The sequence below is a fragment of the Lacinutrix sp. C3R15 genome (genome assembly GCF_018860825.1).
Classification (GTDB): Bacteria; Bacteroidota; Bacteroidia; order Flavobacteriales; family Flavobacteriaceae; genus Oceanihabitans.
This window is the reverse complement of sequence record NZ_JAHKPZ010000004.1, coordinates 368,771-392,480: the sequence shown is the minus strand read 5'-3', so window position 1 is coordinate 392,480 and position 23,710 is coordinate 368,771. Positions and strand designations below refer to the sequence as shown.

The 23,710-nt window shown below is 32.3% G+C and carries 20 protein-coding genes; 19 read left to right on the top strand and 1 reads right to left on the bottom strand.

All coding sequences use genetic code 11. The annotated features are described in order from the left end of the window. Window positions 1-21 precede the first annotated feature (21 nt). From KO494_RS01725 to KO494_RS01650, 16 genes are all read left to right on the top strand, one after another. Entirely contained in the window at window positions 22-1,074 is a 1,053-nt protein-coding gene (locus KO494_RS01725) for a polysaccharide lyase family 7 protein (protein ID WP_215965856.1), read from the top strand. A gap of 11 nt (window positions 1,075-1,085) precedes the next feature. Then, window positions 1,086-2,969, top strand: a complete 1,884-nt coding sequence (gene gndA, locus KO494_RS01720) for an NADP-dependent phosphogluconate dehydrogenase (protein WP_252730219.1) — start codon at window positions 1,086-1,088, stop codon at window positions 2,967-2,969. A 35-nt stretch (window positions 2,970-3,004) separates the two neighbouring features. Then, complete coding sequence (locus tag KO494_RS01715; RefSeq protein WP_215965855.1) at window positions 3,005-4,279, top strand: Nramp family divalent metal transporter; 1,275 nt, start codon at window positions 3,005-3,007, stop codon at window positions 4,277-4,279. 116 nt (window positions 4,280-4,395) lie between these two features. Then, the gene (locus KO494_RS01710; protein ID WP_215965854.1) at window positions 4,396-6,738 is read left to right on the top strand and encodes a polysaccharide lyase 6 family protein; all 2,343 of its coding nucleotides are present in this window, start codon (window positions 4,396-4,398) and stop codon (window positions 6,736-6,738) included. Window positions 6,739-6,744: 6 nt separating this feature from the next. Next, the gene (locus KO494_RS01705; RefSeq protein WP_215965853.1) at window positions 6,745-9,033 is read left to right on the top strand and encodes an alginate lyase family protein; all 2,289 of its coding nucleotides are present in this window, start codon (window positions 6,745-6,747) and stop codon (window positions 9,031-9,033) included. Between the two features lie 18 nt (window positions 9,034-9,051). Next, window positions 9,052-9,426: a cupin domain-containing protein gene (locus KO494_RS01700; RefSeq protein ID WP_215965852.1), complete on the top strand. Its 375-nt coding sequence runs from the start codon at window positions 9,052-9,054 to the stop codon at window positions 9,424-9,426. A 454-nt stretch (window positions 9,427-9,880) separates the two neighbouring features. After that, on the top strand, window positions 9,881-13,078 hold the full coding sequence (locus KO494_RS01695) for a TonB-dependent receptor (RefSeq protein WP_215965851.1): 3,198 nt from the start codon (window positions 9,881-9,883) through the stop codon (window positions 13,076-13,078). Window positions 13,079-13,089: 11 nt separating this feature from the next. Next, complete coding sequence (locus KO494_RS01690; RefSeq protein ID WP_215965850.1) at window positions 13,090-14,430, top strand: RagB/SusD family nutrient uptake outer membrane protein; 1,341 nt, start codon at window positions 13,090-13,092, stop codon at window positions 14,428-14,430. 482 nt (window positions 14,431-14,912) lie between these two features. Beyond that, window positions 14,913-15,650, top strand: coding sequence for a FadR/GntR family transcriptional regulator (locus KO494_RS01685; RefSeq protein WP_215965849.1), 738 nt, complete (start codon window positions 14,913-14,915; stop codon window positions 15,648-15,650). Then, the gene (locus KO494_RS01680; RefSeq protein ID WP_215965848.1) at window positions 15,640-16,941 is read left to right on the top strand and encodes an MFS transporter; all 1,302 of its coding nucleotides are present in this window, start codon (window positions 15,640-15,642) and stop codon (window positions 16,939-16,941) included. The genes KO494_RS01685 and KO494_RS01680 overlap by 11 nt, the downstream gene beginning before the upstream one ends. A gap of 24 nt (window positions 16,942-16,965) precedes the next feature. Next, window positions 16,966-17,730, top strand: coding sequence for an SDR family NAD(P)-dependent oxidoreductase (locus KO494_RS01675; RefSeq protein WP_215965847.1), 765 nt, complete (start codon window positions 16,966-16,968; stop codon window positions 17,728-17,730). A gap of 33 nt (window positions 17,731-17,763) precedes the next feature. Then, on the top strand, window positions 17,764-18,519 hold the full coding sequence (locus KO494_RS01670; protein ID WP_215965846.1) for an SDR family NAD(P)-dependent oxidoreductase: 756 nt from the start codon (window positions 17,764-17,766) through the stop codon (window positions 18,517-18,519). Between the two features lie 139 nt (window positions 18,520-18,658). Then, window positions 18,659-19,681, top strand: coding sequence for a sugar kinase (locus KO494_RS01665; protein ID WP_215965845.1), 1,023 nt, complete (start codon window positions 18,659-18,661; stop codon window positions 19,679-19,681). Between the two features lie 10 nt (window positions 19,682-19,691). Continuing rightward, the gene (locus KO494_RS01660) at window positions 19,692-20,366 is read left to right on the top strand and encodes a bifunctional 4-hydroxy-2-oxoglutarate aldolase/2-dehydro-3-deoxy-phosphogluconate aldolase (RefSeq protein WP_215965844.1); all 675 of its coding nucleotides are present in this window, start codon (window positions 19,692-19,694) and stop codon (window positions 20,364-20,366) included. Beyond that, complete coding sequence (locus tag KO494_RS01655) at window positions 20,366-20,893, top strand: LacI family DNA-binding transcriptional regulator (protein ID WP_215965843.1); 528 nt, start codon at window positions 20,366-20,368, stop codon at window positions 20,891-20,893. The genes KO494_RS01660 and KO494_RS01655 overlap by 1 nt, the downstream gene beginning before the upstream one ends. An 18-nt stretch (window positions 20,894-20,911) precedes the next feature. Then, window positions 20,912-21,760, top strand: a complete 849-nt coding sequence (locus KO494_RS01650; protein ID WP_215965842.1) for a DMT family transporter — start codon at window positions 20,912-20,914, stop codon at window positions 21,758-21,760. Window positions 21,761-21,824: 64 nt separating this feature from the next. Here the strand turns inward: KO494_RS01650 and KO494_RS01645 are convergent, their stop codons facing one another. Continuing rightward, window positions 21,825-22,157, bottom strand: coding sequence for a single-stranded DNA-binding protein (locus tag KO494_RS01645; protein WP_215965841.1), 333 nt, complete (start codon window positions 22,155-22,157; stop codon window positions 21,825-21,827). A 168-nt stretch (window positions 22,158-22,325) separates the two neighbouring features. Here KO494_RS01645 and KO494_RS01640 point away from each other — a divergent pair, with 168 nt between their 5' ends. The 3 genes from KO494_RS01640 to KO494_RS01630 are packed head-to-tail and all read left to right on the top strand — an operon-like array spanning window position 22,326 to window position 23,709. Next, window positions 22,326-22,826 (top strand): DUF6265 family protein, encoded by a 501-nt coding sequence (locus KO494_RS01640; RefSeq protein WP_215965840.1) that lies wholly within the window; start codon window positions 22,326-22,328, stop codon window positions 22,824-22,826. Beyond that, window positions 22,827-23,378 carry a GNAT family N-acetyltransferase gene (locus tag KO494_RS01635; protein WP_215965839.1) on the top strand — a complete coding sequence of 184 codons (552 nt, stop codon included), beginning with the start codon at window positions 22,827-22,829 and terminating at the stop codon, window positions 23,376-23,378. Continuing rightward, window positions 23,359-23,709: a hypothetical protein gene (locus KO494_RS01630; protein WP_215965838.1), complete on the top strand. Its 351-nt coding sequence runs from the start codon at window positions 23,359-23,361 to the stop codon at window positions 23,707-23,709. The genes KO494_RS01635 and KO494_RS01630 overlap by 20 nt, the downstream gene beginning before the upstream one ends. Window position 23,710 lies beyond the last annotated feature (1 nt).

Genomic DNA, 23,710 nt, shown 5'->3' with positions numbered 1-23,710 from the left:
AACAAAACATAAACGCTTACCATGAAAAAAATACTATTTACAATCTTTACCTTTTTACTAATCGTTGCGTGTAAAAACGATACAAAAACAAATACAGAGGCTTCAGTAAAAAATGAAACCGCAAAGAAAGACAAGTATCCAAGTGATGTAATTCCGTTTATGGAGCAGTGGAAAATTCTTTTAGGAGACGGAACTTATCAAGATTCATTAGTCAATTATGCTAAAGATGATTTCTTTTATGTAGCACATGAAAATGATACAGACTGGGTAGTGTACAAAACACCAAATTCAGGAATCACATCGCGTACTTCTAATAATACCAGAACAGAATTAGGTCAAAAAAAACATTGGATTCCAGAAGTTGGTGGTAAATTAACAGGTACATTAAAGGTACAACATGTTTCAACCTCTGGTGATGCTAGAGTGGCAGCTTCGTATTCTGTAGTAGTTGGTCAAATTCATAGTGATGAAGGTCACGAAAACGAACCTATAAAAATCTTCTACAAAAAATTTCCTGGACACACCAAAGGGTCTGTATTCTGGAATTATGAAATAAATACAGATGGTGAAGACAATTCTACACGTTGGGATTATTCAACTGCAGTTTGGGGAAATGACATGTCTGTTATTGGTACCGCTCCTAACACATACCCAGAAGAACCAAAAGATGGTATAGCTTTAGGCGAAGAGTTTAGTTATGAAATAAACGTATACAAAGGCATCATGTATCTTACCTTTACAAGTGAAGGACATGAAACGGTAAAATTCACCAAGAACTTGTTACAATCAGACTTTGCTTCTAAAAAAGATATACCTGAGCAAATCTGGAAACTATATGCAACCATTGGTCGTGATGGTGTTGAACGTGATAGCGCTTATGCTGGTGAAATTAACTACTTTAAACAAGGTGCTTACAATCAAACTAATGGTAAAAACCCAGAAGAAAACATAGTATGGCACACAGGTTCTGAAACTTATAATGGAGATATTGCAAAACAATATGCAAACGGTTGTTATGCCGAAGTTTGGTTTAAAGAAGCAACTGTAGGAGAAGGAACAGCACCTAACCAATAAAATAAAACACATTGAAAAAAGTAATATTTGTAATGGGAGTTTCTGGTTGTGGAAAAAGTACCATCGGAAATTTATTATCTAAAGAATTAGACATTCCTTTTTTTGATGGAGACGATTTTCATCCAGAAAGTAACATTACTAAAATGTCTAACGGAAAAGCCTTAAATGATGATGACAGACAAGGTTGGCTAGAAACGTTAAACCATTTAGCTAAAAAACAGTTGACTAAAAACAGCTGTGTTATTGTATGCTCTGCATTAAAGCAAAAATATCGCGACATTTTAAGTCAGGATATTCACAAGCAAACAAAATGGATATATTTATCAGGCACTTTTGAGCAAATTTACGAAAGAATGAATAGTCGATCAGACCATTTTATGCCTTCCAAATTACTAAAATCACAATTCGACACTTTAGAAGAACCTAAAGATGCCATGCAAATAGATATTAGTTTATCACCAAAAAATATTATAAAAACTATAAAAAACGAATTAATGAATACCTCAGAATTTGGATTATTTGGTTTAGGAGTTATGGGAAAAAGCCTATGTAGAAATTTAGCTAACAACGGTTTTAAAATTTCTATGTTTAACAGACATGTAGATGGTGTTGAAGAAAATATTGCTAAAAATTTTAAAGCACAACATTCAGAGCTATCCCAAGCAGAAGCTTTTGATGACATTGCAGGTTTTGTAAATTCTTTACAACAACCAAGACGCATCATGCTAATGGTGAATGCAGGAAAAACAATAGATTATGTGATAGAAGATTTACTTCCGCATTTATCTGAAAACGATATTATAATTGATGGAGGAAACTCTAACTACAAAAAAACCAAAGAGCGTTTTGATTATTTAAAAACTAAAGGCATTCATTTTATAGGAACCGGAGTTTCTGGTGGTGAAGAAGGCGCTTTAAAGGGACCATCTATAATGCCAAGTGGAGATAAAGACGCTTATAGCAAAGTAGCTCCCTTTTTAGAAACTATTGCTGCTAAAGACAAAAACGGTTTACCTTGTTGTACATATGTTGGTCCTGAAGGCAGTGGCCAATTTATAAAAATGGTTCACAATGGCGTAGAATATGTTGAAATGCAATTACTAGCTGAGGTTGCAACAATCTTAAAAGCTTTAGGGCAAAACCCTAACGAAATCGCTAACACTTTAGATTCCTGGAAAGACAATGCTAGCAGTTATTTATTAGAAATTACAACTGCTATTTTTAAAAAGAAAGAAGGTGACGATTGGTTAGTAAATAAAATACTAGACAAAGCAGGTAATAAAGGAACTGGTAACTGGACAACCATTGCATCTGCAGAACTTGGTGTACCAAATACATTAATTGCCTCTGCCCTATTTTCACGCTACATCTCTTTTTATAAAGAGGAACGAATACAATTAAACGAGAGTTTCAAAAAAGAAAACACTTCTCAGTTAAACATAACTACTAATGAGGTTTTAGAAGCTTATCAATTTGCAAGAATCATAAATCATTACCAAGGTTTTAAGTTAATAGCAGAAGCTTCCAATAAATTTGAATGGAATTTAAACCTAAGCGAAATTGCCAGAATATGGACTAACGGTTGCATTATTAGATCAACCTTAATGGAAGAATTAGTAAACATCTTTAAAGACACAACCAATATTTTAACCAACACGCAATTAATAGCGATTGTAAACCAATACAAACCTGCTGCAAAAAAAGTAGTCTCACAATGTATACTTAATGATATTACAAGTCCTGCTTTAGCAGAAGCTATTCAGTTTTTTAACGGTATAACAACAGCATACGCTTCAGCTAATATTATTCAAGCACAGCGTGATTATTTTGGAGCACACACCTACCAAAGGCTTGACGATACCTCAGGAAAAAGCTATCATACCAACTGGAATTAAAAAAGAACCCAATAATCAACAAATAAACTCATATTATGGATGCCACAACACCAAATAAATCATTTCTAAAAAAAATAATAGCTATAATATTAGGGTTTGGACCTGGTATTTTTGCTATTGGTTACACTATTGGTACAGGTAGTGTAACATCAATGATTGTTGCAGGAAGCAAATTTAATATGCAATTATTATGGGTACTTTTAATAAGCTGTCTGTTCTCTGGAGTTTTAATGTTTGCTTATGGAAATTACGCTTTAATAACAGGAGAAACGGCTCTTTACGGATTTAAAAAACATTTTAAATTCGGAAAAATATTAGCTATAGCAATCATTATAGGTATTACTTTTGGGCAATGGAATTCTTTAATGGGTATTTTAGGGATTTCATCTAATATTATTTTTGAAATATTAGCCATCAATTTTAAAGGATTAATCGCTTATAAATATGAAGTTGTTTTAATTACTGCCATTATTATTATAGTTACTTTTTACCTGTTAATGCTCGTTGGTAAGTATACTTTTTTCGAAAAAATACTAGTCATATTTGTAACTTTAATGGGTTTATCCTTTATACTATCTTTATGTTTTGTACAACCACTTTCTATAGATGTGGTTAAAGGATTAATACCAACAATACCAGATGTTCCTGGTGGTAAAATGTTGGTGGCTGCTTTTGTTGGTACTACTATGGCATCTGCTACATTTTTATCTAGACCTCTTTTTGTAAAAGGAAAAGGATGGACTATTAAAAATTTAGATCAACAGAAAAAAGACTCTATTACAGCTGCAATTTTAATATTTATTATTAGTGGTGTAATTATGGCTGTAGCTGCTGGCGCTTTATACTACCAAGGCAAAGAGGTTTCGCAAGTATTAGATATGGCTAACACATTAGAGCCTGTTGCAGGTAAATGGGCTGTTTCTATATTCTTTTTTGGTGCTTTAAGCGCTGGGCTTTCTTCTATTTTTCCTTGCTTGTTAATAGCTCCTTTATTAATAGCAGATTACCAATCTGGTGAATTAGATACCAGCTCAAAACAGTTTAGAATTATTACTGCTGTTGCTTGCTTAGTCGCTTTAATTGGTCCTGCTTTTGGTGCAAACCCAATAGAAATTCAAATTCTATCACAAGTATTCAATGTATTTGTTTTACCAATTGTTATTCTAGGTATTATACTAATAGTGAATAACAAAAAAATAATGCAAGGATACAAAACAAGTATTTTTGTTAATGTTGGCCTTTTCGCTTCACTCCTTTTTGCCTGTATTATATCGTACAATGGAATATTAGCACTAACAGAATATTTTTAAAACAATACAAGTGATTATCAAAATAGCATAGGTTTGAGTTAAATCTCTATAGATTATTTTGCATAGCTTTAAAATTCATGTATATTGGTAAACCAATTTGGTAAACCAATTTATTCATGAAAAATAAACTACAGTTCTCTTGTGTTTCAGTCTTAATTTTACTCTTAACATTATCTTGTAAAGACAAAAACACCAACACTTTACTAGTTAAAAACACCACAGAATTTAATAAGGCTGTAAAAAACGCCAATCCTGGTGACGTTATTACCATGGCTAATGGTATATGGAAAGATGCAGAACTTGTTTTTGAAGGAAACGGTACAGTAGATAAGCCAATTACACTTACTGTTCAAGAAAAAGGAAAGGTAACTTTAGAAGGTGCATCTAATTTACAACTTGCTGGCGAACACTTAATAGTTGAAGGGCTTGTGTTTAAAAACGGTTATACACCAACAAATGCAGTTATTTCTTTCCGAAAAAACAAAAAAGAAATTGCAAATAACACAAGACTAACAGAATGTGTTATTGATAATTACAACAACCCAGAACGTCACGTTCAAGATTATTGGATTACTATTTACGGTAAAAATAACCGAATAGACCACAACCACATAGTAGGTAAAAAAAACTTAGGAGTAACTATGATTGTTGGTTTAGACACCAAAGCAAGTGTTGCTAACAACCACCAAATCGATCATAATTATTTTGGACCCCGTCCTACCTTTGGAAACAATGGAGGAGAAACGTTAAGAATAGGTACTAGTCATCATGCATTAGAAAACTCAAACACTTTAGTAGCGTCTAATTATTTTGATAGAACCAATGGTGAGCATGAAATTATTTCTAACAAATCTTGCCAAAACACCTTTAAATACAACACCTTTTTTGAGTGTACAGGAACACTAACCATGCGTCACGGAAACGAAACATTAGTTGATGGTAACGTATTTATAGGAAACAACAAACCAAGCACAGGAGGTGTTCGTATAATTAATGAAAAACAAACCGTTATCAATAACTACCATATTGGCTTAACAGGATATCGTTTTAGAGGTGCATTTGTAATGATGAATGGTGTACCAAACTCACCACCAAACAGATATGTTCCTGTAATAGATTCTAAATTAAACAACAATACATTTGTAAATTGTGAGCATATTCAACTATGCGCAGGAAGCGATGCCGAAAGAAGCCAAGCTCCTAGTACTTCAGAAATTTCAGAAAACATTTTTTACAATGAAAACCCTAAAGACATATTTACAATATATGATGACATTAGTGGTATTACGTTTAAAGATAATATTCTAGGGCAAAACAACACCACAAGTATTAAAGAAGGTTTTGAAAACGCAGACATTACACTAGTAAAAAATAAACAAGGTTTTTTAATACCTACTTCAGATAAAATAAAAAACAAGATTACTATTAGTCCTAAAATAGCAACTAAAGAAAATACAGGAACAACTTGGTACTCTAAAGAAGATAAAATGGTTGCTTTAAATTCTGGAAAAACAATAACTGTAAAACCAGGAATTAATACTTTATATGAAGCTACTAAAAATTCAAATCCAGGAGATATTTTAGTACTAACTTCTGGCGAAACCTACCTATTAACTAAAGCGGCAAAAATAGCGCATCCTTTAACCATAAAAGCTTCTAAAAAAGAAAAACCAATTATTTTGTTTGAACGTATGATGGCTTTAGAAATTCAAAACGGAGGAAGCTTATCTCTTGATAATATAAAATTTGATGGAGCAAGTGCTCCTGATTATGCAGGAAATGCAGTGATTAGCACTAGTAAAAAATCAATGATAGAAAACTACAAACTATTTATAGATCATTGTGAGTTTACAGACTTTGTAGTAAATCACTCGTTCGATGTACTTAGAGTTTCTAAAGGTACCTTTGCAGATACCATAAGTATTCAAAATTCTAAATTCAAAAATATTACTGGTCATATTGCAGCCTTAGACAAAGAAACCGATGATATTGGCGCATACAACGTAGAGTATTTTATTATGAAAAACAATACGGTTACAGACGTACAAGGTGCAGCATTACGTTTATATAGAGGAGGAAAAGACGAAAGCACCTTTGGTCCGTTTTTAGAAATAGACCACAACGTATTTAACAATGTAGGTTTTGGCAAAAAGAACAAATACCAAGCTGCAATGTCATTATATGGCGTGCAGGTTAATGATATTCAAAACAACAACTTCAATAACACAAATGGCTTAAAAATGCATTTAGTAGTTGGTGAGCCAATTGTAAATGTAGTTAATAACAACTATTACAAATCAGGAAAAATAGAAGTTACTGGAGATGAAAAATACAATATTGAAAACCTTTTTAATATAGAACCTACTTTTAAAGAAGGTTCTTTTGAATTAACCAACGATTCTGCATTAAAAGAAAAAGGAACAGACAAAAAAGAAATAGGAATTGTTACTCAAAACTAACTAGCTATGAAACTAATAAATAACAATATATTAAAATTAGCTATAGTAGCAATTGTACTTACCATTGTATCTTGCAAAAAAGAAAACAATCCTGTGGCTACCACTAACACTAATACAACAGGAAGTCATCCTAATTTAGTCTTAACGCAAAAAAGTGTTGCAGAAATAAAATCGCAGTTAGGAAACATTCCCGTTTTTGATGCAACTCTAGCAGCTACACAAAAAGAAGTAGACCTTGCCATTAAAGCAGGTATAGATGTGCCAATACCTAAAGATATGGCTGGTGGTTACACGCACTCACAACATACCGCTAACTATAAAAACATGCAAAAAGCAGGTGTATTATTTCAACTTTTAGGAGATGAAAAATACGCAATTTATGTAAGAGACATGCTGTTAGAATATGCTAAAATGTACCCTACTTTAGGTCGTCATCCGCAAGAACGCTCTTACGCTAGAGGTAAATTTTTCTGGCAATGTCTTAACGACTCTAATTGGTTAACCTACACAAGTCAGGCGTATGATTGTATTTACAATTGGCTACCAAAAGAACAAAGTGACTATTTAAATAAAAATTTATTTAAACCATATGCAGATTTCTTATCTATAGAAACACCTAAATATTTCAACCGTATTCATAACCATAGTACTTGGGGAAATGTTTCTGTTGGTATGATTGGTTTAGTTATGGAGGATGAAGAATTAGTAAACCGTGCATTATACGGACTTAAAAATGTAGATATAGATACAGACGCTTTAGATAACGATGGTGGTTATATTTATGATAAAGATGGTAAAGCTGGATTTTTAGCAAATTTAGATAGTCCTTTTTCTCCTGACGGTTTTTATACCGAAGGACCATATTACCAACGTTACGCCATGTATCCATTTATGATTTTTGCTGAAGCTCTGCAAAACAAAAAACCAGAATTAAAGATTTTTGAGTATAAAGATGCGGTACTTTTAAAAGCTGTAGATGCGCTTTTAAATTTAACAGATGCAGATGGTGAATTCTTTCCTTTAAATGATGGGCAAAAAGGAATGTCTTACTTCACTGCCTCATTAGTATCTGTTGTAGACATTGCATATTACTATGGAGACAAAAAATCAGAATTACTATCTGTGGCAAAAGCACAAAACCAAGTACAACTAGACGCTTCAGGGCTTGAAGTTGCTATTGGTTTACGCGACAAAAAGGAAAAACCATTCTTAAAAAAATCTATGGAACTTTCTGATGGAGCTAAGGGAGATGAAGGAGCCGTTGGTATTTTAAGGTATAACAATGATGCTAACACTACGGCCTTAGTAATGAAATATACAGGACAAGGTTTAAGTCATGGTCATTATGATAAATTGTCATTTTCACTATATGAAAACGGCGAAGAAGTGCTACAAGATTACGGTCTATCAAGATTTGTAAATGTCGAGCAAAAAAATGGAGGTGGTTATTTAAAAGAAAACAAAACGTTTGCAAAACAAACCATTGCACACAATACCATAACACAAAATGAAACCTCTCATTTTAATAATGATTTTGAAATAGGAAGTAACAATCATTCTGAAAAATATCTATTTGATGCTTCAAACCCCGAAGTGCAAATCATGAGTGCAAAAGAAACAAATGCATATCCTGGCACTAATTTTCATAGAACCATGCTTCTAGTTAAAGATGCAGCACATGACAAACCTTTTGTAATTGACATTTTTAAAGTAACTGCAGAAAAGGCAAACCAATACGATTTACCATATTATTATTTTGGTCAAATAATAGCAACAAGCTTTAAAACAGAAGCCACTAAAAGCCTAACACCTTTAGGTACAAAAAACGGATATCAGCACTTATGGAAAGAAACCGAAAGTAAAGCAAAAGCAGATAATATTCAATTTACCTGGTTAAACAACAGAAAATTTTACAGTCTTACAAGTGCAACTTCTAATGAGGATGCTATTATTTTAGCAAGAATTGGAGCCAACGACCCAGAATTTAACCTAAGAAGAGATCCTTCAATAATACTAAGAAAGAAAAATACAAAAGCAACGGTGTTTGCTTCTATTATAGAACCTCATGGTAATTACAATCCAATATCCGAAAAAGCAAACAACGCATACAGCTCTTTTAAATCTATAAAAGTCTTAATAGACAACGTAAAATATACAGCCTTAGAATTACAATTAAAATCTGGTGTTTCTAAAGTATTTATATTAGCAAACAATAACGCATCAAAAGAAGCAAAACATACATTAAAAATTAACGATAAGAATTATGAGTGGTCAGGTTCTTATTATTTCAAATAAATAAAAACGATTAAAATTATGAAAAGATTTAGCGAAAAGTACATTGTTACAAAAGACATGGAATGGGAAGAACTTGGCGGTGGAGTATCTAGAAAGTTCTTAGGTTATGATAACCAAATCATGATGGTAAGAGTAAAATTTAACAAAGGAGCATTAGGTGCGCCACACCAACATTTTCATACACAAGCCACTTATTGTGTTTCTGGTAAATTTGAATTTGAAATTGATGGAGAAAAACATATTGTAGAAGCAGGAGACGGTGTATATATTGAGCCTAACCTACTACATAGTGCAGTTTGTCTAGAAGAAGGAGAACTAATTGATACATTTAGTCCTGTAAGAGAAGACTTTTTAAGTGGTGATGGTGTATCTTATTTTGGAGATAAAGAATAAACAAAATACGTACTAAGTAATACCAAAACAAAAACAACTTAAATGTTTTTAACCAGTAGCTCTATAGCATACCTCCCGTATGAAATAGAGCTACTTCTATTTAAGAAAGTACACAAATAGCTTTCTTTAGTCTAATACATGGTATAAAATCGTAATTAATAGTGCTTTTTTTTACCAATTAGAGAAATTAACATATATAATTTTACGAAAACGTTGTATTTAACAAAATTTTATATATATTTGGTAAACCAATCTGGTTAACCAATTATTTTTATAATTATAACCAATAAAAAAAAGGATAGGTAAACACTATCCTTTTTTTGGAAAAATACTTCTTCGACGGGAAGTAATCATGTAATTAAACATAATATTACAAAAGTATAAAAGATATTGATACTTGGCTAATGTTTATGTTTTTAGTAAAACAAATTAATTAACTAAACAAAAAACAATTATGAATTTAAAATCTAAATTGGCATTATTTGCAGTTCTCTTTCTGTGCTTTTCTGCCTTTGCCCAAGACAAATTAATAATTAAAGGGCTAGTAGTAGACGCTAATGACAACATGCCGTTGCCAAGTGTTAACGTAATTATTGTTGGTACTAGTACAGGTACAAGTACAGATTTTGATGGTAACTATCAAATAGAAGTAAACAAAGGAGATGTTATTCAATTTTCTTATATAGGTTACCTTGCGCAAACAGTGGTTATTGACAACCAGAGTACAATTGATATATCATTAGCAGAAGATGCTAATAACCTAGATGAGGTTGTTGTTGTTGGTTATGGTACTCGTAAAAAATCACACCTTACAGGATCTGTATCTAGTGTTGGTGGTGAAGACGTTGCTGCAGTACAAGCAACACGTGTAGACGAAGCTTTAGCAGGTAAATTACCTGGTGTATTAATTCAAAATCAAGATGGTTCTCCTGGTGCAGCTCCAAAAATTCAAATTAGAGCAGCTTCTTCCATATCTGGTGAGTCTAGTCCATTAATTGTTGTGGATGGATTTCCTATTTCTGGAGGTTTAGAAACGGTTAACCCAAATGATATTGAAAGTTTAGAAATTTTAAAAGATGCTGCTTCTGCAGCTATTTATGGTTCTAGAGGTGCTAATGGTGTTATTTTAGTTACTACTAAAAAAGGGAAAACGGGTAAAGCTAGATTTAGCTACAATACCTACACTAGCTTTTCTAGTAAATATCGTAAAAACATTATAAAAAATGCTTCTGAATTTGCTTCTGAAGCAAGATCTGAAATTGCTGCAGGTAACTGGCAAGGTACAGTAGACAATGTGGATCCAGATTTTTTAGAGTATAGATTAAGTGCTTATGAAAACTCTCCTGGTGCTATTAGCCCAGAAGAATGGTTATTTCGTAACGGAAACACTACAAGTCATGACTTTAGTATGAGCGGAGGAACTGACGATGTTAATTACTTTGCTTCTATTGGTTATCAAAACTCTAAAGGTGTTATCATTACAGAAGGTTTTGAAAGATTAAACGCTCGTTTAAATGTTGATGCTAAACTAGGAGAAAAGTTCAAAACAGGAATAAGTTTTAACGGTTTTACATCTGACAGAGATATTTTAGGACATGATATGCGAGATCTTTTAAGAGCATATCCAATTAGCCCTATTTACCATACTGCAGAATCTATTGCTTTTGTACAACAATTAGATGCACAAGCACAATCTTTAGGATTAGACCCTTTTGATAATGGTTATAGAGGTTCAGGTTATGAAGCAAGTAGCATTTATGATTTAGAACCAGGTATGGCAGCACAAGACTGGCATTATGGTAGAAGTAATAATGGTATTGGAGGATCTGGTGATGCTGGTCCTGCAGCTAAACTTGACAATACAGACCGTTGGGAAAAAACCTATTTTGGTAATGTAAGTTCTTATTTACAATATGAAATTTTAGACGGTTTAAATGTAAAAACTGTTTTAGGTGGAGATCTTAAAGACACACGTTTTTACGAGCATAGATTAATAGGTTTTGATTCTAGAGCAAGAACTTCACAAACCTATATGGATCAAACAGATTTAAAAGTATCTTCTGTATTAAGTGAAACTACTTTAAATTTTGCAAAAGAAATTGGTAAGCACGATATATCTGCAGTTGCAGGTATGGAATTTCAAAACACCAAGTTAGTAGGTGTTGCTTTAGATGGTGTAAATGTACCAGATGAGCCTATACTTAATTACGGTTTATTTGATCCTGCTGACATTACTGTTACAGAAAGAGATGAAACTAGAGTAAGACAGAGTGTTTTTGGTAGAGTTAACTACGCATATGACGACCGTTTTTTAGTATCTGTATCTGTAAGAAGAGATGGTGATTCTCGTTTTGGTGCAAATAAAAAATATGCAACTTTCCCAGCATTTTCTTTAGGATGGAATGTGAATAACGAATCTTTCCTTGAAGATAGCGATATACTTAGCAAATTAAAATTAAGATTTAGCTACGGTTCATTAGGTACTGCTTCTTTTTTAGATTCATATGATGCTTTAAGTCTTTTAGAGCCTCAAGCAACTTACTATGGTACTGGATACTTAATTCCTGAAAACATAGCAAATCCAGACTTAACATGGCAAACAAACACAGAAACTAACTATGGTATAGATTTCGGTGTATTAAATAACAGATTTACCTTAGGTGTAGATTACTACACTTCTGATATTGAAGATATCTTAATTAACCAAAGTGTATCTGAAGTATTAGGTACGCCATCTATAGTTTTAAACTCTGGAGATGTAAGAAGTTCTGGTTGGGAATTTGAATTAAACGCAAGAGTTCTGAATACTGATAATTTCTCTTGGAGTTTTGGAGCTAACTTATCTACAGTAAATACAGAAATTACAGACTTAGGTGGTTTAAGTGAATTACCACAAGCAATCTACGGAACAAGTGGTAGAGGACCAGTATTTAGAAATTATGTTGGTGGTGGTATTGGTGAAATGTGGGGATTAGAAACTACTGGTGAAGTAGAAATGGAATATCTAGCAGACGCTTCACAATATGTTAACAACCAATCTGGAGCAAGTTATGTTGTAGATCAACAATCTCCTGGTGAAGAAGGATACGGTGTAATTGATAATACAAGAACCGTTGAAGATGGTGGAGATTTAGTGAAAATAGGACAAAACACACCAGATTTTTATTGGGGAATGTCGCATAACTTTAGCTATAAATCTTTAGATATGTCTTTACAATTTCAAGGATCTCATGGTGCAGAAGTTTATAATATAGACCCGCTTTACTATGGTTCGCAATGGGGAGGAAGATTAACTAGTAGTTTTGATACAGATGACGATGGTATTGCTGACCATAATGGACAACATTATACAGATAACAGAAATCAAACAGACGCAATGATACAAGACGCTTCTTTTATCGCTTTAAAAAACATAACTATTGGTTATACTCTTAATGAGGATTTAATTAATAAAGTAGGATTAAGTTCTGTTAGAGCATATGTTGCTGCAACTAACCTATTATACGTATGGGCAGATGACTATACTTCATACAACCCTGAAGGTGTAACCACATCTGGTAGTGATTATTTAGGACCTACAACGTATGGATCTCAATTTGGTGTAAGCCCTGTTGTTAGAAGTTTTACTTTAGGTTTAAATATTAATTTTTAAAAAAAAACAAAATGAAAAAAATATATATAATATTGGGGTCGTTGTTTTTCATGACTGCATGTTCTACAGATTTAGACCAATCTCCATCAAATATTGCAAACTCTGATTCTTTAACAGATTTTGAAGGTGTATTAAATGCAGCATATTATTATCAACTTGGTACAGTTACTCCAATGGCTGTAATGGGTGAATTTAGATCAGACAATGCTGTAATGGACGAATCTCCATTTACTGAGTTTGATGAATATGACAACGGACTAACCGCCATGGAAGATCAATTTTTCGGACCATTCTACACCGCTTTATACAAGTCTATATTAAGTACAAATAACGTAATTGAAAATTCTACAGATGAAACTCATATAGCAGAAGCAAAATTTTTAAGAGCTTTATCTTATTATAAATTAGTACAAGTTTTTGGTGATGTTACTGTTAACTTATCTGCAACACCTGACCTAAATGATACATCTATTTTAGTAAGACAACCAGCTGCAGATGTTTATAACAATGTAATCATTCCAGATTTAAATGATGCTATGGATGTTTTAGAAACATCTATTACAGACGGAAGAGCTTCTTACTATGCAGCGCAAGCTTTATTAGGTAAAGCATACGCAGCAATGGGTAATTATGCAAGTGCAGAACCACATTTAGCTGCTGTTGTAAACGGAGCTTCGGCCGCTGGAATTAGTTTAAAAACCAATTTTGATGAAATTTTTGGAGCTGCTAATGAGGTAGAAAATTCTGAAATAATATTTTCAACGCAAATAGTAAGCTCTATAGTAGATGAGTACTCTCCTGCTTCCGATTTTTGGAACTGGTTTGTTGGTGATGATCCAAAAGCAGATTATCCTGTAGATCCAGATTTAGTTGCTGCTTTTGATGCTAGTGATGCTTCTGGTGGAGGTACAGATTTAAGAAGAGCGGTAACACTTAGTGATGATGGCTTAACTTGTATTAAATTTCCAAAAGATGGTGGTCAAGGTGCTGAGCACGATTGGATAGAAATAAGATTAGCAGATATAATTCTGTTATATGCAGAAACATTAAATGAAAATAATGCTCCTGCAAGTACAGTATTACCTTTATTAGATGATATAAGAATAAGAGCAGGACTAGATATTTTAGATCCTACAACCATTAACACTAAACCTTTAGTAAAACAAGCTATTCTTGACGAAAGAAGATTAGAACTTGCTTTTGAAGGACACAGATGGTTTGATTTAGTAAGAACAGGAACTGTAGATGCAGAAATGGAAGAAACAATCAATCCTAATTACCACTTATTCCCTGTTCCAGTTTCAGAGATACTTGCTACAGATGGAGTAATTACTCAAAATACAGGGTATTAACATTTAATCTTTTCTTTCTTTGAGAGTTGTTGAGTTTGTACTACTACTCTTAAAGAAAGAAATTAAATAGATTACAACAACAACTCTATTCTTCTTAAACGTAGAATTAAAAATGAAGTAAAGCATAGAGTTGTAACTAAAGTGTTTAATATTTTAAACATTCCCTAAGATAAAATACTAGATATTAATACTTAGGATATAGATAAAGGTTTTAACAATAAATAAAGTGACTATAATTTGTGAACATAAAAACAAAGAATCATTACACTGTTTTTTTAAACAGGTTATAAAAGCACTTTTATAAAAATTAGATATTATAATTTAGAAGTTATATATAAAAATATTTTGATTAGTCTTTTTGTGAATTAGTTAAGCTTAAGGTCCTTAACAGACCTTAAAGTTTAGCTTTTTACTAACATGATAAGTCATAAAGATTTTAGTATTTTTATCCTATAAACCTAATTGCAATCAAACATTAATTCATGAAATTAAATATACATACAAAACCTGAAAATTTTAATATCCAAAAACATATAATCGCTAGTATTAAAGATCTTATAAATCTAAAAAACCTAGAACCTGGAGATAAATTACCAGCAGAAAGGGTTTTGTCTGAAAAATTTGAAGTATCTAGAAGTAATGTTAGAGAAGCCATTCAAAAATTAGAACTATATGGCTTATTAAAATCTATTCCACAAAGCGGAACTTTTGTAGCAAATATAGGAGTTATTGCTATGAATGGAATGATTGATGATATTTTAGGATTAGAAGACCCTAACTTTAAATCTCTAGTAGAAACTAGAATTTTATTAGAATTAAAAACCGTTAGACTAGCTGCTATTCGAAGAACAGAAGAAGATTTAAACAAAATGAAAGAAACTTTAGATGCGTACAGCAAAAAAGTTTTAAATAAAGAAGATGCTGTTCAAGAAGATTTATTATTTCATTTAGCAATAGCTAAAGCTAGTGGTAATAGCACACTAAATACCTTTATGTTAATTATTACTCCAGAAATTATAACCAATTTTAAGAAATATCATTTCTGTGATACCTATGAAGGAAAACAAACAATACAAGAACACTTAGATATTTACAATGCTATTAAAGATCAAAATCCGCAATTAGCAAAACAAAAAATGAAAGAGCACTTTAGCGAGTTATACCAATATTGCTATAATGTAAAAACTAACAAAACACTAAACGTAACAGATGAAAATTAAAGGATTAAGATGGTGGGTTATAGGCTTAATTGCCTTAGCCACAGTAATCAATTATATTGATAGACAAGCGCTACCTGTTTTGTGGCCAGATATTGCAGAAGATTTATATCCAGACAAAACACCTGACGAAAGAAAAGGTATTTATGCAATTATCTCTACTATATTTATATTTTCTTATGCCTTTGGTCAAGCCATATTTGGTAAAATTTTCGATAAACTAGGTACAAGAATTGGCTTTACTTTATCCATAGGTTTTTGGTCTATTGCTACTGCATTACACGCATTTGCAAAAGGAGTTGTTAGTTTAAGTATATTCCGTGCACTTCTAGGAGTTTCAGAAGCCGGGAACTGGCCAGGAGCTGCCAAAGGAAACGCAGAATGGTTTCCTACTAAAGAAAGAGCTTTTGCTCAAGGTTTATTTAACTCTGGTGCTGCTATTGGTGGAATTATAGCTTTTCCAACCATAGGATTATTATCTGTTTATTTCAACTGGCAATGGATTTTTATACTAGTAGGTATAACCGGTTTATTATGGCTTATTCCATGGTGGATTATTGTAAAAAGACCACCTAACAAACACCCTTGGATAACAGAAGAAGAACGTACATACATTTTAACAGGACAACAAAATCAAGATAAGGATGGTGATGGCGAATTTGATGAAGGGTACAACCCTGATACTAAAAAAATGCTTTCACATAAAGAAAGCTGGGGAGTTATAATAGCATCTGCTGCTCTTGACCCTATTTGGTGGTTATTTGTATTCTGGATTCCTATTTACTTAAACGAAGTATACGGAATGGATGTGAAATCCATTGGTTTTTATGCTTGGGTTCCTTATGTTGGTGCAATGTTAGGAGCATGGTTTGGAGGGCTTTTAGCTCAAAACCGCATAAAAGCTGGTTGGTCTGTAAATAAAACACGTAAGTTTATAATTACACTTGGTTGTTTTATTATGTTACCAACTTTACTAGCAATGGCTAATCCTGGAGGACCTGTAACCGCTGTATTATTAATGGCAGTTATTTTATTTGGTTTTCAAACAGCTATAGGAAATGTACAAACATTACCTAGTGATTTATTTGGAGGAAAAACAGTAGGAACACTTTCTGGTTTTGCTGGTATGGCTGCTAAATTAGGTGCATTTGGATTGACAGCTTTGGTTCCAATACTTACATCTGGTGGTAATTATACACCAGCTTTTATAATTGGTGCTGCATTAGCAATAATTACAATGGCAAGTGTATGGTTTTTATGCCCAAAAATTGAACCCTTAAATAGTAAAAATTAATATAAAAAATAAAACATTTTTAAAATGAGCAAGAACAAAGGAAAAGTAGCAATAGTAACAGGCGCAACAGGTGGAATTGGTTTTTCAGTTGCTAAAAGATTAGGTCAAGACGGTTATACTGTAGTATTAAATGGTATTGATGACGAAACTGGTGCTAAAAGATTAGAAGAACTTAAAGCTGAAGGAATTGATGCAGAATATTATGGTTTTGACGTTACAAACGAAGAAGCTGTAACTTCTAACATCACTAAAATTGGTGAAAAATATGGTAGAATTGATGTACTTGTAAACAATGCAGGTGGTTTAGGTGGAAGATCTAGATTTGAAGAAATGACTACAGACTTTTACAGATCTGTAATGGCTTTAAACTTAGATTCTGTATTCTTTGCCTCTAGAGCAGCAATACCATTTCTTAAAAAAGGAGAACACCCTTCAATAATTAACTATACTTCTAATGCAGGATGGACTGCTGGAGGACCAGGAGCTGGAATCTACGGAACTTCTAAAGCTGGTGTACACGCTATAACAAGAGCATTAGCAAAAGATTTAGCAGAATACGGCATTAGAGCAAATGCAGTATCTCCAGGTACAATTGACACTCCTTTTCACGCACAAATTAAAGCAACAAAACCAGAAGTTTTTGCTTCATGGGCAAACAATATTATGCTAGGTAGATTAGGGCAACCAGAAGATGTTGCTGGTGTTGTTTCTTTCTTAGCAAGTAAAGATGCTTCTTTTATTACAGCTGAAACTATTCAAATTGGTGGTGGTCAAGCTTTAGGAATTTAATCCTATAATTTTAGAAAAATAAGAACAAGAAAAATGAGTAAATTTAAAGGAAAAGTAGCAGTAGTAACTGGTGGCTCTAGAGACATTGGTAGAGCAATATCTATCAAACTAGCTAAAGAAGGTGCTAAAGTAGTTGTAAATTACAATAGCTCTGAAGCTGGTGCTAATGAAACTGTTGATGAAATTAAAGCCTTTGGAGGAGAAGCTATTGCTATTAAAGCAGATGTTTCTAAACTAACAGATATTAAAAACTTAAAAGACAAAGCAGTTGAAGCTTTTGGAAATAAAGTAGATATCTTAGTGAATAATGCTGGTGGACTTTTTGCAAGAAAAACGTTGCAAGAACTTGATGAAGATTTTTACAACCTGGTAATGGATGTAAACTTCAAGTCTACCGTTTTTATCACACAGGCTTTTGAAACATTAATGACAGAAGGAGCTTCTATTATAAACATTTCATCTCAAGCATCAAGAGATGGTGGTGGTGGTGGTTCTTCATTATATGCATCCTCAAAAGGAGCTGTAACTACTTTTACCAGAGCAATGGCAAAAGAGCTAGGCCCTAAAGGTATTCGAGTTAACGCCCTTTGCCCTGGTTTAATAGCAACAAAATTTCATGATGATTTTACTAATGATGAAATTAGAGTTAAAGTTGCAGGAGCTACACCTTTAAGAAGAGAAGGTAAAGCATCAGAAATTGCCGATTTAGTAGCGTATTTAGCTTCTGATGAAGCATCATTTATAACTGGTGTAAACTATGATATTAATGGAGGTTTAGCGTTTAGCTAAATTTGCATTATTAAATTTAATAAGCCAAGTGGTTTTATTTTAAACACACTATCTATAATTTATATAGAAAAAAGAGTTCCTTAAAAATAAAACTATTTGGCTTTTAATAAAAACAAACAATAGTAATTAAAATCAAGAAATGAGTAAAATTGTCACATTTGGTGAAATTATGTTAAGACTCTCTACAGAGCGTCATTTAAGGTTTTCACAAGCTAAAAAATTTGCTGCCTCTTATGGTGGTGGAGAATTTAACGTAGCAGTATCCCTAGCAAATTATGGTCTTCCTGTAGAATTTATTACCAGATTACCAGAAAATGAAATAGGTGCTTGTGCACTTAAAGAGATGCGCAAATTTAACGTAGAGAATAAAAACATAATTTATGGAGGTGATAGACTTGGTATTTATTACTTAGAAACTGGAGCAGGTACTCGTGGTAGTAATGTAGTATATGATAGAGCCAACAGTTCTATGGCAACTATTACTAAGGGAAGTATTGACTGGGAAACAATATTAAAAGATGCCACTTGGTTTCATTGGAGTGGTATTACTCCTGCAATTTCGCAATCTGCTGCAGATGAATGCTTAGAAGCAATAAAAGTAGCACATAAATTAGGTGTTACTATTTCTTCAGATTTAAATTACAGATCTAAACTATGGCAATATGGTAAAGAACCACAAGAAATTATGCCAGAACTTTTAAAATATAGTAATATTATTTTAGGAGATATCGATACCGCTTTATTTATGTTAGGTAAAGATAAAGTAAATCCTAATTATCAAAACGAAACAACATTACCTGTATTATACGACCAGATTTTTAAATCTTGTCCTAATTTACAAACTGCTGCTACTACACTTAGGTATTCGGTTAGTGCATCGCACCAACGTATTGGTGGTATTTTATATGATGGTAAAACCATTTACAACGCAGATGTTAAAGAAGTAACTCCTGTTGTTGATAGAGTTGGTAGTGGTGATGCTTTTATGGGTGGTTTAATTTACGGTTTAGTAAATGATGCTAACAACAAACAAAGAGCTTTAAATATTGCAGTGGCTGCTTGCTGCTTAAAACACACCATTTCTGGTGATTATAATTTAATTTCGCTTGCTGAAATTGAAAAATTATTAAGCGGTGATAATTCAGGAAAAGTTTCAAGATAAAAAAAATAAAATGGCTAAATATTCAAGAATAGAAGTTGCAACAGTAATGAAAGAAACAGGCTTAGTGCCTTTGTTTTACAACGATGATATAGAAGTAAGTAAAAAAGTAATTAAAGCTTGTTATGATGGTGGTGCAAGACTATTAGAGTTTACCAGTAGAGGCGATTTTGCATTTGAAGTATTTGCAGCATTAAATAAATATGTGTTAGCAGAATTACCTGGAATGATAATGGGAGTTGGCTCTATTACAGATGCAGCTGCTGCTTCATTGTATATGCAATTAGGTGCAAACTTTATTGTAACTCCTGTTTTAAGAGAAGATATTGCAATAGTTTGCAACAGAAGAAAAGTTTTATGGTCTCCTGGTTGTGCAACACTTACAGAAATAGCAAAAGCAGAAGAATTAGGCTGTGAAATAGTAAAATTATTTCCTGGTAACGCTTACAACCCAAGCTATGTTAAAGCTATTAAGGGTCCTTGTCAATGGACAAGCATTATGCCAACTGGTGGTGTAGCTCCTACACAAGAAAGCTTAGCTTCTTGGTTTAACGCTGGCGTTACTTGTGTTGGTATAGGTTCTAAACTTATTGCTAAAGACGCTGCTGGTAATTATGACCTTGATAAAATAAAAACACTTACAAAAACATCTATTGAAATTATACAAAAGCTAAAAAATAACAGCTAATGTTTCAACCTACGATAACACTTAAATGTATCTCTGATATTTCTGGTTTTTCTGTTTCTACAGTTTCAAAAGCATTAAATAATAAAAGTGACATTAGTTCTAAAACAAGAGAAATAATTAAAACTATTGCTCAAAAACACAACTATGTTCCTAATTATACCGCTTTATCTTTAAGAAAACAAAGAACAAAAACACTAGCTATAATTGTACCAGAAATAGCAGATGCTTATTATGGGTGTATCGTTTCAGAAATTCAAAAATTTTCTTTCAAAAACGGTTATAGACTTCTTGTATTTCAAAGCTTTTCTTCAAAATTAGAAGAAGAACTTTGCTTGAAAAATATTAATGATGGTAGTGTAGATGCTGCTATCATCATTTCTACTAACAAAAAAGACAACTCCTCTACTTACTTTAATAATCAATTACCTATAGATTATATTGAAATTTGTAATCTAAAAACTAGAAAAGAACTTAAAGAAGAAGTAATTTTGAGCTTTAAAAAATCTTTACATCGCTTAATTAGTTAGCATAAATAAATATACTAGATGCATAAAAAAGCCGTAGTTTATATGTCACTTAGTGCTTTAGCCTTTGCACTTTTAAATGTATTTGTAAAAAAATTGGGCGACTTTAACGTATATCAAATCGTTTTTTTTAGATCTATTGGTACTTTATTTTTTACCATTCCTTTATTAATAAAAAATAAAATCTCCTTTTTAGGAAACAAAAGGTTTTTACTTATTGCTCGAGGCTTGGTTGGTTTTACAGGTATGACATTATTTTTTATGGCCATAAAACACCTTTCTATGGGTTCGGCTGTTTCTATTAGATATATCTCGCCTATTTTTGCTGCTGTTTTTGCACTGCTTTTACTAAAAGAAAAAATAAAACCTTTACAATGGTTATGTTTTGCTATAGCTTTTTTAGGTGTGGTGCTTTTAAAAGGATTTGATAATAATATTAATAACATAGGGTTACTATTTGCAGTTGTTTCGGCGATATTTACAGGTTTAGTACCTATAATAATTAGAAAAATTGGCTCTAGTGACCACCCAATTGTTATTGTTAATTATTTCATGTTTATTTCGGCAATTATTGGTGGTGTTCTTTGTATTTCTAACTGGACTACACCAAAAGGAATAGAATGGTTACTACTATTAAGTTTGGGTGTTTATGGTTACTTTGGCCAACTATACATGACCAAGGCATTACAGACTACAGAAATTAATCAAGTTGCTCCTTTAAAATATATAGAAGTAATTTTTACCATTATAATTGGTGCTATTTGGTTTCAAGAAACCTATAACCTACTTAGTTTATTTGCTATACTTTTAATTGTTTCAGGCTTGATTTTAAATGTTATAATAAAGCAATCTAGAAAATTAGGCAAATAAAAAAAGAAAGAACTCACCTGGTAAGTCCTTTCTTTTAATCTGCTAGTAATACCTATAGTAAAAACTATTTTCCTAGCATTAATAATTCATTACAAACTACTTCTGTAGTATAACGTTTCATGCCTTCTTTATCTTCCCAACTTCTGGTGGTAAGCTTCCCCTCTATTGCAATTTCTTTTCCTTTGGTAACATACTTTTCTACAATTTCAGCTGTTTTTCCCCAAGCAACAATATTGTGCCATTGGGTATCTGTAATTTTTTCGCCTTTCGTATTTTTATAACTTTCATTTGTTGCTATAGAAAATTTGGCAAGCATTTTACCAGACTCTAAATTAATGATTTCCGGATCGTTTCCTAAGTTTCCAATTAACTGTACTTTGTTTCTTAACGTATTCATAAGATAAGGTTTTTATTATATTGAATTTCATTCGTTCCATTCAACACTGCAAAGATGTAACAACACACAAATAATATTCGGTTGTTACACATTTAAAATCGTTTGTAAATGTTTGTAGTCGTTTGTAAACGGAAAAAATTCACTATATTACCCTGTAAATCAACACCTATGAAACACACAACTACTCTTTTTGTAATTCTATTTTCTATTGCAATACATTCTTTAGCACAAGAAAATACTTTAAAATTTACGGAAGGAACAAAATCTCCTAGCGCTACTTTACAAGATGTTTCTTGGATTTCTGGTTCCTGGAAAGGGGAAGCTTTTGGAGGTATTACTGAAGAAATTTGGAGTCCACCTCTTGGAGACTCTATGATGTTTGCTTATAAACTTGTTGCAGATAATAAAGTGGTTTTTTATGAACTTGGTGGTATTAGACAAATAGACGACACCTTAATATTTCAACTAAAACATTTTGGAAACGATTTTAAAGGTTGGGAAGAAAAAGACGAAACCATAGACGCTAAACTAGTTAAAATAGAAAAAAATCGTGTCTATTTTGATCAGTTTACTTTTGAAAAAATAAACGAAAATGAAATTAACATATATGTTATTGTTGAAGATAATGGTAAATCTGAAGAAATAAAATTCAATTATAAAAGAGAATAAATGAAATTTCATATAGAAACAGAAAGACTACTTTTAAGAGAACTTAGATTAACAGACCTTGAAGGAATGTTTGCTTTAGATTCGGATCCAGAAGTACATAAATATTTAGGTAATAAACCCGTAAAAACAATAGATGAATCTAGAAAAATACTTGAAAGTGTATTAACGCAATACAAAGAAAGAGGCATTGGTAGATTTGCTGTAATAGAAAAAAGCACAGGAGATTTTGTTGGCTGGTCTGGTTTACGTTTAAACACAGAATACAATATGAATGGTTATACCAAATATTATGATGTTGGCTACCGATTAATAAAAAGTTTTTGGGGAAAAGGCTATGCAACAGAATCTGGAAAAGCATCGGTAGATTATGCTTTTAATGTTTTAAAACTTCCTGAAATTTATGCTACCACAGAAATTGAAAATGAAGCTTCTCACAACGCTCTACTAAAACTAGGATTACATTATGTAGAAGATTTCTATTTTGAACAAGAACAAATGAACTTACGTTGGTATACACTAAAAAAAGAAGATTATGCAAAAAAAATGTCCTGAATGTGGTGCTAAAATTGTTGGAAGAATAGATAAAAAATTCTGTAGTGATGCTTGCAGAAATGCCTACAATAATCACGTAAATAAAGACAGTAAAAATTTAATACGCAATACCAATAATAGGTTACGTAAAAATTATAGAATTTTAGAAGCCCTTAATCCAGATAAAAAAACAAAAACGTCAAGAGCTAAACTTATTGAAAAAGGTTTTGATTTTAATTACTTTACAAGCATATATACCACAAAAGCAGGAACGGTTTATTATTTTGTGTATGATCAAGGCTATTTACCTCTTGAAGGAGATTATTATGCCTTGGTGAAACGGGAAAGTTAAT